The sequence below is a fragment of the Nocardia sp. NPDC003482 genome, assembly GCF_053588115.1.
On record NZ_JBSFPI010000013.1, the window covers coordinates 202749 to 216788 of the forward strand.

Consider the following 14040-nt stretch of genomic DNA (forward strand, 5'->3'; position numbering starts at 1 on the left):
GGGGACGGGGCGCCTCGATATCGCCGACGGAGAACAGTTCCTCGGTCACGGCGCCCCCTGGGACTCGTTGGCCAGCAAGGGATTCCAGACCCGGCGGGCCAGGGCGGCGAAGCGGGTGGTCTCGCCGTGCGGGTCGGGCGCGGTCAGCGGCGCGTCGAACTGGTCGAGGCGGGGGGCGGGCCCCCAGACGTAGCGCAGGTAGCGGTCGGTGTGGTCGCCGAAGGGTTTGGGGCCGTTGGGGCCGCCGAGGAATTCCTGTTCGGCGGCGAGGCGGGCGTCCTCGACGCTCGCGCCCTGGCAGCGGCGCTCCGCGTACACCGCCGACGCGGTGGGGGTGATCGGCAGCGGTTCGGTCAGGCCCTCGTCGCGCAGATCGGCCAGTTCGCGCAGGATCGCCTGCGCCGCCGCGGCATTCGGGGCGGTGAGGGTGGAACGCCAGGCCGGGCGGTGGAAGCGCCCGCGGCCGATGGTGAGCGCGCGCCAGCTCCGGTCGCGTTCGGTGGCGGCCAGGGCCAGCAGGCGCACCCACGCGGCGAGGCGGTGTTTGGGGGCGAGGCGGGAGAAGGTGGTGCGCACCACCGCGTCGTCGTGCACGTCGGGGACGGTGCCGCTGAGCAGCCGGCCGTCGCCGAGATCGACCAGCACATCGACCGTGCGGGCGGGGATCTCGTGGATCGGGCGCGCCACCCGGACCAGCCGGTCCACGGTGTCCTCGACCTCGCCGAGCACCGCCGCGCCGAGTCCGAACGGGGGCAGGGTGCCGCGCCGCCACTCGGCCGCCCGCAGCGCCGCCGGATCCGCGCCGTTGAGCCGCGCCGACAGCATGCGCTCGCCCATATTCCATTTGGTGAGGCCGTCGAGTTCGATGGGCAGCCGCTCGTCGATCTCCTCCTCTTCCTCGGGCACGCGGATGCCGAGCCGCTGCCAGAGGAACGCGCGCACGGGATGTTCGGCGAACGAGACCAGTTCGGCCAGTTCGACATCCGCGCGCGCGGGCGCGGCGAGCGGGCCGGGCAGGAAGGCGCGTTCGGGTTGTACGGGGGCGGTGGCCGCGCGGGCGCCCGCGAGGGCGACGGTGTCGAAGCTGAACGGCCGGTCCGCCGCGAAGTCGCGAATGTCGAAGGGCTGCAACGGATGTCGCGTCACCACTCCGTCGAGCGTACCCGTCAGGGCCGTCAGTGTGTCGAGGAGTTCGGCGACCGGGATGGCCGGGGGCCGGTGCGCTCCGCTCACCGGGTCCGCGCCGGTGTGCAGCACGATCAGCCGCTCGCGCGCCGCCAGGACGGCGTCGAGCAGCAGCTGCCGGTCCTCGCCGCGCGGATCCCGTTCGCCCACAAGGGGTTCGCGCGACAGCACGTCGTCGCCGTCCACGCCGCCCTGCCGGGGGAAGACCTCGTCGTCGAGCCCGAGCAGCACCACCACCCGATGCGGCACCCAGCGCAACGGCGACAGCGCGCACACCGTCAGCTCGCCGGTGCGGAAGTTGGTGCGCGTCCCGCGCCCGGCGAGCCGGTCGCGCAGCAGCGCCGCGATATCGGGCAGGCGCAGCGGCACCGCACCGGCGTGTTCGAGCGCGGTCGCCACCTCCCGCCGGGCCTCCACGCCCTGCCACGACTGCGCGTAGGTGGTGTCGGTGAGCAGGTCCAGCGCGCGGGCGAGCACCTGGGCCCATTCGTGCGCGGGTCGCGCGGAGCCCGCGGGTTCGGCGGGCGTGGGCCCGCGCAGGTCCCGCACGCACACCGCGAGCCGGTCGGTGAACTCCGCGAACCGCCCGGCCAGATCGACGTCCGCGGAGTCGACGTCCTCGAGCGGCAACGCCAGATCGAGCCAGTCCTCGGAGGATTCGCCCGCCGCGACGCCGAGCAGGATCCGGTCGACGGCCGCGTTCAGCGTGTTCTGCGCGAACTCCCCGAGCCCGAACGCCTGCCGCTGCCGCTGCCCGATCCCCCACCGCGCGCCGGTCTCGGCCGCCCACTCGCGCAGCCGCTCGATATCGTCGTCGTCGAAGCCGCACCGGAGGCGCACGGGTTCCGCGGCGGCCAGGTCCAGGACCTGGGTGACCGTCACCCGACCGTCGGCCAGCCCGAGCAGATCCTCGAGCACCGCCGCCACCGGATTGCCCTCGCCCGAGGACCGATCCGCCAACCGCACCCGCAGCCCGTGCGCGGGATGCGCCGCCGCGCCCGGCTCGCCCTGCCACTGCCCGAACGCCGCCCGCACCAGCGGCGCGAAACCCTCCACGTCCGGGCAGAGCACCACCACGTCGCGGGGTTCCAGTGTGGGATCGGCCGCGAAGACCCCCAGCAGCACCTCCCGCAGCACCTCGACCTGCCGGGCCGGGCCGTGGCACGCGTGCACCTGGACGGTCCCGTCCACCAGGACCGGATCGGCCACGGGCGGCCAGCGATCCTCGGCCATGGACGCTTGCAGCTCGGAAAGCAGTGTGCGGGAACGGCTTTCGTCCGCGCCGGGATGATGAACATCGACGGCCTCGACTCCCCGCAGCCGCGCTTGCAGCTCCCGCACGTCCCGGCCCAGCGCCGCCAGCAAGGGATGCGCGACGAGCAGCGCGCTGTCGTCGGCCGCCCGGGGGATCGCCTCCGGCACGGCAGCGGACCCGGCGAGTTTCGCCCACAGGGCCGGGCTCGGGTGCGGAAGCCACAGGTGCACCTCGCGATGCGCCGCCAGCGCGGCGAGGACGGCGAGTTGATCGGTGCTCGGCCGCGGGAGGCCGAACAGCGACAGCCGGGGCGGGAGGCTCACGGATTCGGGCCGGGCGCACAGGGTTTCGCACGCCGCGGCCAGGCGTTCGGCGGGGCTGGGCGTCGTCATGGTGGCGCGCAGGCGTCGCCACAGCTCCGGTTGCCAGGCCAGATCCTCGGGCAGCGGGTGGCCGCGGCCGTCGGTGTCGCGGCCGGCGGTCCACTCGGCGAGCAGGGCCGGGCGCTGGGTGGCGTAGGAGTCGAAGAGGGCGGCGATCCGGGCGGCCGTGGCGTAGCGGCGGCCCGCGCGATGGGTGGGGCGGTCCCCGTCGCCGAGATGGCGGGCGAGCAGGGCCGCCCACGGTTCGGGCAGCGCCTCGTCGATCACGCGCAGCAGCGTCCAGACCAGGCGTTGCGGGGCCCAGGGATCCTCGTCGGCGGGGACGCCGGTGGCCGCGGCGAGCACGTCGGCGACGAGCGCGGCCGGGGTCGGGAAGGCGATGTTCGCCGAAACGCCGTCTCCCGCAACGGCCCCCAGTACCCGGGAGAGTCGCTGGGTGAGCCAGCGCTCGACGCCTTTGGCGGGCACCGCGACGAGTTCGGCCGCGAAGGGATCGTCGAGCGGGGTCGACAGCACAGCCGCGAGCTCGTCGGCGAGCGTCGCCGCCCGCTCGGCTCGGTGGATGTGCAGCGCCATCGGCCGCCTCTCTGCTTCGCCGGTGCCGTCCCCCGCGCCCGCCCGCCGGATGCCCCGTGGTTGCCTGTCGTCGGCCGATCCTACAAACTCGACGGGCCGCGACCCCGGCACGACTCGGACTTTCGGCCACATACCAGGTGGTACGAGACGAGCAACCGCTCCGCAAGACGGCTTCACCAGAGCTTTGCCGACACAGCTGGACAAATACCAAATTTTCAGCAACACAACAGAATCCGCGCGAACCTCCCGGGCACCCCCTCGTCCGCGATTCGCCTCCGCGTGTCAGCCCGAATGCCGGGCGAGCGTGTGCCACAGTGCTCTGCGAGGCAACGGGAGAAGCGTTTTCGAAAGGCTGGTTCGGTTCATGACAGCGACGGTGACACCCCTGATGCCCCGATCCGGGTTCACGGTCCGCAGAGTCGGCGAGCGCTGGGAGCTGGTGAACTCCCGCCACTACGGCCGCACCGTCGTCCTGCACGCCTGGCCCCGGGATCGGCACACGGAGGCGTTCGAGCACTGCTACCGGCTCAACGGCCGCAGCGTCGAGGAACTCCAGGCCGCCTTCCGCTGAGGTTCCGTTCACCCCCCGCCCCCAATGGCCGAAACCCGCTGTGCCGCAACAAACTTTGGTTCATCCCGGATCGGGGGGCGGGGCGTGCGGGTCCGGAACCTTTGCTATTGTCACTTTTCGTGCGTTATCCACGCGGCGCCGCGCGCGCCACCCGACCCACGCGCATGGCCGCCGGCGCCTGCGCCGCCGCCGTCGTCTTCCTCGCGGGCGCGCCCGCCCTCCAGGCCGGTCCGGCCGGTGCGGTCCCGATGCGGACCGAGGGATGCGCCGAGGGCTTCGACTGCGATATGACCAGCCGCATCCAGCGGGTCGACGCCTACCTGTCCGGGCGTCCCGGCGTCGTCGGCTACGTGGTCCGCGACCGCGTCACCGGGGCCGTGCACAGCAACGGCAATGCCGACACCCCGTTCTGGACGGCCTCGACCATCAAGCTGGCCATCGCCGAGGATCTGCTCAACCGGGCCCGCGTCGGCGCGATCGTGCTGACCCCGGAGGATCGCGGGCTCATGGAGTCCATGCTGGCCACCTCGAACGACAACGCGGCCGACGTGCTGTGGACCAAGTTCTCCGGCCCGGACCACCAGGCGTTCAACAACGCCTTCCGCGCCAACGGCATGACCTCGCTGACGCCGTTCCCCCCGGCCAACGGCCGCGCGTTCCCGGACTGGGGTTTCCAGCAGTGCACCCCGGCCGATCTGGACCGGCTGATGAACAACGTGCTCGACCGCATGCACCCCGACGACCGCTCCTACCTGCTCGACCGGATGCGCCACGTCGACACCAACCAGCACTGGGGCGTGTGGGGCGCGGGCGCGGGCATGCGGCCCGGCCTGAAGAACGGCTGGTCCGACGAGCAGGGCGGCTGGGTGGTCAACTCGGTCGGCTTCGCGGGCCCCGACGAGCGCTACACCCTCGGCATCATGAACTTCCTGGGCGACCAGGGCGGGTACACCGACGGCGAGCAGACCACCACCCGGGTGGCGGAGATCCTGTTCTCCGGCCGCTGAGCGGATTCAGTGGCGGCGCAACGACATCGGCGCGCCGTCGCGCGGGAACGGGATGGTGGTGAATCCCCACGGCATGAGGTAGTCGTCGGGGACGCGCCACTCGTAGTCGCGGACCATGGCGGCGATGACGGCCTTCACCTCGAACATGCCGAAGTGCATGCCGATGCACTTGTGCGCGCCCGCGCCGAACGGCATCCAGGCCAGCCGGTGCGACTTGTCCTCGCGGCGCGGCTCGGCGAACCGTTCCGGATCGAAACGCTGTGGGCGCGTCCACAATTCGGGCAGCAGGTGGTTCATGCCGTAGGAGACGTCGACCTGCACGCCCGCGGGCACGAAATGCCCGGCGATCTCGGTGTCGCGCACCGCCCGGCGCACCAGGCCCGGCACCGGCGGCACCAGGCGCAGGCATTCCTTGATCACCAGATCCAGATCGCGCAGCCGATCCAGATCCGCGATGGTCGGCGCGCCGTCGGTCGCCGCCGCCAGCGCGAGCGCCTCGGCCCGCACCCGCCGCTGCCAGTCCGGATGACGGCCCAGATAGTAGGCGACCGTGGTGGCGGTGGTCGTCGTCGTGTCGTGCGCGGCCATGATCAGGAAGATCATGTGGTTGACCACGTCGGCGTCGGAGAACACCGCGCCGTCCTCGGTGCGGGCGTGGCACAGCGCGGAGAAGAAGTCCGCACCGTCCGACGCGCGCTTGGCCGGGATCATGCGGGTGAAGTACTCCTCGAGCACCGCGCGCCCGCGCAGCCCCGCCCGCCACGCACTGCCCGGCACCGGCCGGCGGATCAGCGCCAGGGCCGCGTGCGTACAGTCGAGGAACGCCGCGCCCAGCCGCTTGCGCTCCGGACCCGCGTGCACGCCCATGAACGTCTCCGCCGCGATCTCGAGGGTCAGATCCTTGATCGTGGGATACAGCCGGACCGTGCGTTCGGTGCCGGGCACCCAGCGCGCGATGGCCGCGTCGACGACCGGCGCGAGGTGGGCCAGATGCGCCTCGAGGCGGTCGCGGGTGAACGCCTGCTGCATGATCCGCCGATGGAACATGTGCTCGTCGAACTCGAGCAGCAGCAGGCCGCGGCCGAAGAACGAGCCGATGTAGTAGTCCCAGCCCTGCCCGAAGTCGTTGCGGCGCTTGCCGATCACCTCGTCGACGGCCTCCGGCCCGGTGACGAAGACGTGGTCGACGCCGAGCGCGCGGCTCACGCTCACCGGTCCGTAGCGGCGGTAGCGGTCCACCATCTCGGCCGGACCCCAGCGCAGATAGTGCAGCGTGCGCCCGACGACGGGCAGGCCGTCGTCGCCGCGGACCACGCGCAGCGCGCTGCCGGGCGGCGGCGCGGCGAGGGTGCGCTCGCGGACCGGGACCCGGCGCAGGAGGCGATCGATCGGATGCCGGTCGGGGATCTCGAACAGATCGATGTTCTCCCGGTCGGCACCGGGGTCCACGATGACCATGACCAACACCCTCCGTCAAAAGTACAGCTTGTACATTACCGGTAGGGTGAGGTCTGTGACAAGCAACACAACGCGGCAGCGCGGACGGCCCCCGGGCCCGCCCCGCGATCCGGCGGTCCGGCGCGCGGAGATCCTCGACGCCGCCGAACGGGTCGTCGCCCGCACCGGGACCTCCCTGACCATCGCGGAGGTGGCGACCGAGGCCGGGTACGCGCGCACGGCCGTGTACGCGGTCTTCCCCGATCTGCCCGCGCTCGTCGACGGGCTGGCCGAACGGCACATGGAGGCGATCATCGCCGCCGCCGACGCGATCCTCGCCCGGCCGCTGCCGGGCCGGGAGTTGTTGCGCGCCTTGGTCGAACTGATCTCCGACTTCGTGGACCGCAATCCCGGCCTGCATCACCTGCTGATGCAGCGGCTGCAATCCGACGACGGCCACGGCCGCCCGTTCTTCGCCCGGTCCGCGGACTGGGCCACCGGGGTGTTCGACCGGATGCTGCGCGCGATCGACGCCGATCCCGCGCCCGCGCGGGTGTGGGCGACGGCGACGGTCGGCGCGATCACCATGTCCGCCGAGGAGTGGGGGCGCCATCGCGACCGCGATCGGGCGGAGTTCGTCGACCGGCTCACCGCGTTCCTGTGGCCGCCGCTGGCCGGGGTCGGGCTGGATCGTTTCGTGGGACCGCTCGGCGGACTCGCCGATCCCCGATCGAAATGACTCGAAGTGGGTATGCCGACTACCGTTGGACGAGTCCTGGAACGAAATGGTGGGGCAGAGGAGCGAAGATGGCCACACAGACTGTCGAGAACCGGCGCCATCGCGTGGTGGTGATCGGATCCGGCTTCGGCGGTTTGTTCGCGTGCAAGCATCTGCGGCACGCGGATGTCGACGTCGTGCTGATCTCGAAGACCTCCACGCACCTGTTCCAGCCGCTGCTGTACCAGGTCGCCACCGGCATCCTGTCCACGGGCGAGATCGCGCCCGCCACCCGGATCGTGCTGCGCAAGCAGCAGAACACGCAGGTGATCCTGGGCGAGGTGTACGGCATCGACCTGACGGCGAAGACCGTCACCTCGCGGCTGCTCAACGAGGACACCGTCACCCCGTTCGACAGCCTCATCGTCGCCACGGGCGCGCAGCAGTCCTATTTCGGCAACGACCGCTTCGCCACCTACGCGCCGGGCATGAAGACCATCGACGACGCGCTGGAGTTGCGCGCGCGCATCCTCGGCTCGTTCGAGGAGGCCGAGGTCGCCAAGACGCAGGAGGAACGCGACCGGTTCATGACCTTCGTGGTCGTGGGCGCGGGCCCCACCGGCGTCGAATTGGCCGGGCAGATCGCCGAACTCGCCGACCGCACCCTGGTGGGCTGCTTCCGCAACATCGATCCGCGCGACGCCCGGGTGGTGCTGCTCGAGGGCGCGGGCGCGGTGCTCGCGCCGATGGGCCCCAAGCTCGGCGGGATCGCGCAACGCCGGCTCGAGAAGATGGGCGTGGAGATCCAGCTCAACGCCATGGTCACCGACGTCGACGCGCGCGGGGTGGTCGTCAAGGACAAGGACGGCAGCCAGCGCCGCATCGAGGCCGCGTGCAAGGTGTGGTCGGCCGGCGTGCAGGCCAGCGAACTGGGCAAGCTGATCGCGGATCAGTCCGACGGCACCGAGGTGGACCGGGCCGGACGGGTGATCGTCGAACCGGATCTCACCGTGAAGGGCCATCCGAACGTCTTCGTGGTCGGCGACCTCATGTCCGTGCCGGGCGTGCCCGGTCAGGCGCAGGGCGCGATCCAGGGCGCGACGTACGCGGCCAAGCAGATCAAGGCCGAGGTCGAGGGCAAGCAGACGCCGCAGCAGCGCAAGCCGTTCCACTACTTCAACAAGGGCAGCATGGCCACCATCTCGCGGTTCTCCGCGGTGGCGCAGGTCGGCAAGCTCGAGTTCGGCGGGTTCATCGCGTGGCTGATGTGGCTGGTGCTGCATCTGTACTACCTGATCGGCTACCGCAGCCGGGTGGTCACGGTGTTCCAGTGGTTCGTGGCCTTCCTCGGCCGCAATCGCGGGCAGATGGCCGCCACCGAACAGTGGGTGTTCGCGCGGTTGGCGCTCGAGGCCCTCAACGGCAACGAGTCCGATCAGCGCGAGGTGCGCGACGAGTTGGGCGAAGGGGCCACGGAGGCAAGCAAATCCGCCGCCAATCAGACGCCGAGTCCATCGGCGGGCCGACGCGCGGTCTGAATTCCCGAGTACCGAGCGAGGCCGGAGTCCCGAGGCGGGGCTCCGGCCTTTTTCGTGTCCCGGTTCGCCGACAGTGGCTAATTGCCAGCTATACCAAGACATTTCGACCGGTTCGGCTTTCCACCCATCCGGAGCCCCTGCGGATCCGAATGCATGGCGTCGACACATCCCAGTAAGAAAGGTCGTTATGGCCGCAGGTAAGCACAGAGCCCCGAATCCACACCGGCAACGGGTGAGCACCGCCGTCGCGGCGGGTGCGGTTCCGCTGGTATTGGCCATCGTCGGCAGCGGGACGGCGCAGGCCGCCCCCGCCGAGTCGAACGCGGCGGCGGCGCAGGACGCCCCGGCGCAGTGGCCCGCCGTCGAGGCGCCCAACGTCCAGCCGTACGAGGGCCTGAACATCCCGGACGACACCTACAGCTCGCTCCAGACGGCGCGGGCCATGCCGAGTCGTTCCTATCTGGCGCCCGTCGGGGTGCTGCACCCGCCGGGGCCCGTGGCTCCGGTGCCGCCGATCGCGCCGCCGCCCAACAAGTTCCGCTTCGGCGACGTCCAGGTCGACGTGCCTGCGGGCATGGACCGCGAACAGGCCATCGAGATCAACGATCAGGCCGCGCAGACCGAGGCCAACCTCGCGACGTTCCTGGACTCGATGGGCATGGAGCGCAGCCGGTCCGACCGGATCGCGGGTCAGACCGTCGGCACGGCCGCCCAGGGCGCGATCGCGGGCGCGGCCATGTCGACCCCGATCGCGGCCACCAGCGCGCTCGTCGGCGGTGTGGTCGGCCTCGTCGTCGGCCTGCCGTTCATGCCGGTCGGCGTGGTCGCGGGCCCGGTCCTCGGGGCCGCCATGGGCGCGAGCGTGATCGCCGTCCCGGCCGCCGCGGTGGGCGCCGCCGCGGGTGCGGTGGTCGGCGCGGTCAACGCGTTCAACGCTCCCCCGCGCGTGGTCGGGGACTGATCGACGCACGAATGGGCGGGAGGCGGCGTTTCCGGCGGCCTCCCGCCTTTCGCGTGTTCGGACCGAGGGTCAACCGACGAGGGTCAGTCCGGTGGACGTTCTCGTGTAGAGGCTCCCCCCGGCGGCGAGGGGTAGGCGGGCCGCCGTGAGTCCGGTTGTCTCGGCGGGACGGTCGTCCGGGTAGCGGAGTTCGCTCTCCAGGGCGCGCGGGGCGGCGAGGGGGTCGTCGGTCGCGGTGTCCGCGCCCAGCTCGAGGCGATGACGAAGCAGCGGGACGTCGCCGACGTCGGCGGTGAATTCGCCTGTCCAGCAACCGGATTCCTCGCCGGAGCGGCCGATCTGGACGCGTTCGCGCAGGCGCACGCGGGCGCGGTCGCCGAGGGTCAGGCGGGTGCGGCTCTCGTGATCCGCGCCGCCCGCGACCACGGTCGGTTCCGGATCGAAATCCAGCTCGCCGCCGACCTCGAAGGTCCAGTGCGCCACGGACTTCCGCGTGATCCGTCCCGGGAGGGCGAGGGTGGCGGCGACCGAGCGCACGATCAGGCGCGCCCCGGGCTCGACGACGACGGTGACGAACACCTCGTCGCCGCCGAGCGGGGTCGCGGCCGTGCCGATCAGGTGCACCGTCTCGGGTCCGGTGCGCCGGGCCGCCAGGCCGCCCGCGGCGTGAATGTCGGGCAGCAGGCCGGGGCGGGCGTGGATGCGGAGCTCAGTGCGCAACCGCGACGCTCGCGTCGGGTCCGGCGGCGTCGTGTTCGGCGACCAGGCGCAGCTGTTCGCGGACCCACTCCAGGACGGGGGTGGCGGCCGGATCCTCGGTCAGCGAGGTGAACACGAACGGGCGGCCCTCGCGCACCGCCGACGAATCCCGTTCCATCACAGCCAGATCCGCGCCCACCAGCGGGGCCAGATCCGTCTTGTTGATGACCAGCAGATCCGAATAGGTGACGCCCGGCCCGCCCTTGCGCGGCACCTTGTCGCCGCCCGCCACGTCGACCACGAAGATCTGCACGTCGATCAGGCCCGAGGAGAAGGTGGCGGTGAGGTTGTCGCCGCCGGATTCGACCAGGATGAGATCCAGCGGCGGATTGGCCTCGACGAGATCGTCGATGGCGTCCAGATTGGCGGTGATGTCGTCGCGGATCGCGGTGTGCGGGCAGCCGCCGGTCTGCACGGCGGTGATGCGCTCGTCCGGCAGCACGGCGTGGCGGCGCAGGAAGTCGGCGTCCTCGGTGGTGTAGATGTCGTTGGTCAGCACGGCCAGCGACAGCTCTTCGCGCAGCTGCCGGCACAGCGCGGCGACGAGCGCGGTCTTGCCCGAGCCGACCGGCCCGCCGATCCCGATCCGCAGCGGCTCGCCCGGGATGCGCTCGCGCTTGGGACGATCGTGGGCGTGGTCGTGCGGCTCGCCGTCGATCAGATGTGGGGGCATGGGGGTTCCTTTCTCCGAGGTGTCACGAGGCGAACAGCGGCATGTCCCGGCGCACGTGCCGCTCGGCGAGCACGTCCTGCAACGGATCCGACAGGGCCGCAAGCCCTTTCACCGCCAGCGCGGCGGTCTCGTCGCACAGCGGGGCCAAGCGCACGGTGCTCGCGGCCACGGCCGCGGGATCCAAGGCCAGCAACCGCTGCGCGGCCGTGGCCGCCCCGGTCATGGTGGTGTAGACGACCACCCCCGCGATCTGCTCCGGCGTCGCGTCCGCGACCCGGCCGACCGCCCCGAACACCGTCGACAGATGCGGCCGCGCGCCGACCGGACGCCAATCATGTTGCGGCCACACATGTTTCGCCAGTCGCGCCAGCCCGCGCCCCTGCGCCCGCGACGCCGCCCGCGCGGCCGGGGCGGGCGTGCGCGCGTCGGCCTCCGATTCGGCCCGCCCGCAAGCCAACTCCCCCGCGCACACCGCCGCCGCCAGCGACGCCGCCACCAGGCCCGAGGTCCGCACCCGCCGAGCCAGATACGTCTCCACCGAGGCCGTGTCCCGCACCACCCCCGACGCGATCGCCTCCTCCACCCCACCCGAATGCACATGTCCCCCGATCGGCAACCGCGAATCCGCCAGCGCCAGCAGCACCGCCAAACTCATCGCCGCACCCTCCGATCACCCACACCCCGATCCTATGGCGTCCCACCCACAACCGCCGGACCAGGGGCGCGGCGGGGGATCACCGTCGTTCCCGACCCCACACCAGCGCGACGGCTGCCATCACGGCGAGCAGGGCCGCGCCGAGCGTGGTGGCCGCGTGCATGCCGGTGACGAACGACTCTCGGGCCGCGTGCAGGAGGGTGGGGTTGGATTCGGCGTGCTCGACGGTCTCGCCGAGGGTTGCGGCGAATTCGCCGCCGGACCGGAATACCAGGGCCGCAAGCGAACCCAGGAGCGACAGGCCCAGGGCGTTGCCCAGTTCGAAGCTGGTCTCGGAGATGCCCACCGCCGAACCCGCCCGCTCCGGGGGCACCGAGGACACCGATACCTCCGATACGAGCGTGAACATCACCCCGTACCCGAGACCGGCGACGGTCGAACCCGCCACGTACCAGCCGACGCCGCCGTCCACGCCCAGCCCGAACAGCAACAGGTTGCCCAGCGCCGCGGCGCTCAGGGCGAGCACGAACGAGGCCCGTGATCCCAGCCGCCGCGCCACCCGCGATCCGCTCATCGAGCACGCGAACACCACGGCCGCCTGCGGAATCCCCAGCACCGCGGCGGCCAGCGCGTCGCGCCCGGTCACCGATTGCAGATACACGCTGGTGAGATAGCTCATCCCCGCCAGCGACATCATCCCCACGGTCGAGGATCCGATCGCCACCGAGAACAGTCCGCGCCGGAACAGCGACAGATCCACCAGCGGCTCGTCGAGCACCCGCTGCCGCCGCACGAACGCCACGAGCACGACCACCCCGACCACGGCCGCCAGCACCGCCGCGACATCGATCCCCGAGGCCGCCGCCCGCTTCACCCCGTACACCACCGGCAGGATGCCGCCGATCGACAGCGCCACGCTCGGCAGATCCAGCGGCCCGCGCCCCGAGCGCTGCTCCGGCAGCACGAACGGCCCCAGCACCAGCAACACCAGCAGCACCGGCGTATTGATCAAAAACACCGCGCCCCACCAGAATTGGTGCAGCAGCAGCCCACCCAGAATCGGCCCGACCGCCGAACCCCCGGCGAAGAACGCCGTCCAGATCCCGATCGCCGTCCCGCGCGCCCGCGGCTCCGGGAACAGCACCGACACCAGCGACAGGCTCGACGGCAGCAAGGTCGCCCCGCCCACCCCCATCAGCGCCCGCGCCGCGATGAGCACCGCCGGATTCGGCGCGAACGCCGCCAGCACCGAGGCCGCCCCGAACACCGACGCGCCCGCGAGCAGGATGGTCCGCCGCCCGATCCGGTCACCGAGATTGCCCATCGTGATGAGCAGGCCCGCGATGAGGAAGCCGTAGATGTCGAGGATCCAGAGTTGTTCGGTCGCCGTGGGATCCAGCGCGGAGGTCAGCGTCGGCATCGCCAGGAACAGCACCGACATGTCCATCGACACCAGCAGCACGGGCAGGATCAGCACGGCCAGACCGAGCCGGGCGCGCCGAGGGACCGCGATCTCGCGGGTATCGATGCCCGTCATCACCTATCCTTTCCGAGTCGCGTACAACGTACGCACGATGGGCTCGTACAGCGTACGCACCCCCGGCGGGAAAACGAAAGCGAGTTGTTCCGAATGACCGAGCCGAAGCTCACCCGCGCGGCGATCGTCGACACGGCGATCGCGCTGGCCGACGAGGCCGGGCTGGACGCGCTGTCGATGCGCCGCATCGCGGAGCGGATGGGGGTGGGCGCGATGTCGCTGTACCGGCACGTCCCGAACAAGGACACCCTGCTGGCGGAGATGACCGACGAGATCGCGCGGCGGCATCCGTATCCGGCGCCCGAGGCGGGCTGGACGTGGCGCGATCGGGTGCGGGTGGCCGCGGAGATCGATTGGATGCTCTACCAACATCATCCGTGGGTGCTGTTCACCTTCGCGGTGCCGCGCTACAACTTCGGCCCGTCGAGCCTGGCGTGCCTGGCCTGGCTGGTGGAGGGGTTCGGCGAGGTGACCGCGGATCCGCGCGAGGCGACCCGGATGTCGCTGTCGGTGTGGAGTTACATCGCGGGCATCGCGCTGCAACAGGTCAGCGCCGCGCTGCTGGCCCGCCGCGACGGCGAGCAGGAGGAGTCGAGTTTCCGCGCCCTGCTCGACGGCCGCCCGCGCTTCCCCACCCCCGAATCCCTACTGCCGCTCGAGGGCAGCGGGCGCGGCGATCTGCTCGATCCCGAACAGCTGCTCTACTCCGGATTGGCCGCGCTGTGCGACGGATTCGCGCGGGAGCGATGAATTCGGCCGTCCCGCACGGTCTGTAGAGATGCACC

The 14040-nt window shown here is 71.7% G+C and carries 12 protein-coding genes; 6 read left to right on the forward strand and 6 right to left on the reverse strand.

Features of this window, described 5'->3' with window-relative positions:
* Positions 1 to 45: 45 nt before the first annotated feature.
* On the reverse strand, positions 46 to 3399 hold the full coding sequence (recC, locus tag ACWDSJ_RS21950) for an exodeoxyribonuclease V subunit gamma (protein ID WP_450033902.1): 3354 nt from the start codon (positions 3397 to 3399) through the stop codon (positions 46 to 48).
* 364 nt (positions 3400 to 3763) lie between these two features.
* Between recC and ACWDSJ_RS21955 the strand changes: the two genes are divergently transcribed.
* Together ACWDSJ_RS21955 and ACWDSJ_RS21960 are read left to right on the forward strand one after the other, a co-directional pair.
* Positions 3764 to 3970: a hypothetical protein gene (locus tag ACWDSJ_RS21955; RefSeq protein ID WP_387361044.1), complete on the forward strand. Its 207-nt coding sequence runs from the start codon at positions 3764 to 3766 to the stop codon at positions 3968 to 3970.
* 164 nt (positions 3971 to 4134) lie between these two features.
* Positions 4135 to 4977, forward strand: a complete 843-nt coding sequence (locus tag ACWDSJ_RS21960) for a tat pathway signal sequence (protein ID WP_450033954.1) — start codon at positions 4135 to 4137, stop codon at positions 4975 to 4977.
* 6 nt (positions 4978 to 4983) lie between these two features.
* Here the strand turns inward: ACWDSJ_RS21960 and ACWDSJ_RS21965 are convergent, their stop codons facing one another.
* Positions 4984 to 6435: a cytochrome P450 gene (locus ACWDSJ_RS21965; RefSeq protein WP_450033903.1), complete on the reverse strand. Its 1452-nt coding sequence runs from the start codon at positions 6433 to 6435 to the stop codon at positions 4984 to 4986.
* A gap of 55 nt (positions 6436 to 6490) precedes the next feature.
* Here ACWDSJ_RS21965 and ACWDSJ_RS21970 point away from each other — a divergent pair, with 55 nt between their 5' ends.
* From ACWDSJ_RS21970 to ACWDSJ_RS21980, 3 genes are all read left to right on the forward strand, one after another.
* Positions 6491 to 7153, forward strand: coding sequence for a TetR/AcrR family transcriptional regulator (locus ACWDSJ_RS21970; RefSeq protein WP_387361039.1), 663 nt, complete (start codon positions 6491 to 6493; stop codon positions 7151 to 7153).
* Between the two features lie 68 nt (positions 7154 to 7221).
* The gene (locus ACWDSJ_RS21975) at positions 7222 to 8670 is read left to right on the forward strand and encodes an NAD(P)/FAD-dependent oxidoreductase (RefSeq protein WP_450033905.1); all 1449 of its coding nucleotides are present in this window, start codon (positions 7222 to 7224) and stop codon (positions 8668 to 8670) included.
* Positions 8671 to 8902: 232 nt separating this feature from the next.
* Positions 8903 to 9631 (forward strand): hypothetical protein, encoded by a 729-nt coding sequence (locus ACWDSJ_RS21980; protein WP_387361035.1) that lies wholly within the window; start codon positions 8903 to 8905, stop codon positions 9629 to 9631.
* 69 nt (positions 9632 to 9700) lie between these two features.
* On the opposite strand, the gene ACWDSJ_RS21985 is transcribed toward ACWDSJ_RS21980, so the two are convergent.
* From ACWDSJ_RS21985 to ACWDSJ_RS22000, 4 genes are all read right to left on the reverse strand, one after another.
* A complete protein-coding gene (locus ACWDSJ_RS21985; protein ID WP_450033907.1) occupies positions 9701 to 10351 on the reverse strand; it encodes an urease accessory protein UreD in 651 nt (216 codons plus the stop codon).
* Entirely contained in the window at positions 10341 to 11063 is a 723-nt protein-coding gene (ureG, locus tag ACWDSJ_RS21990; RefSeq protein WP_450033909.1) for an urease accessory protein UreG, read from the reverse strand. Before ureG ends, ACWDSJ_RS21985 begins: the two co-directional genes overlap by 11 nt.
* Positions 11064 to 11085: 22 nt before the next feature.
* A complete protein-coding gene (locus ACWDSJ_RS21995) occupies positions 11086 to 11718 on the reverse strand; it encodes an urease accessory protein UreF (protein WP_450033911.1) in 633 nt (210 codons plus the stop codon).
* 79 nt (positions 11719 to 11797) lie between these two features.
* Positions 11798 to 13255 carry an MFS transporter gene (locus ACWDSJ_RS22000; protein WP_450033913.1) on the reverse strand — a complete coding sequence of 486 codons (1458 nt, stop codon included), beginning with the start codon at positions 13253 to 13255 and terminating at the stop codon, positions 11798 to 11800.
* 93 nt (positions 13256 to 13348) lie between these two features.
* Between ACWDSJ_RS22000 and ACWDSJ_RS22005 the strand changes: the two genes are divergently transcribed.
* A complete protein-coding gene (locus tag ACWDSJ_RS22005) occupies positions 13349 to 14005 on the forward strand; it encodes a TetR/AcrR family transcriptional regulator (RefSeq protein ID WP_387361027.1) in 657 nt (218 codons plus the stop codon).
* Positions 14006 to 14040 lie beyond the last annotated feature (35 nt).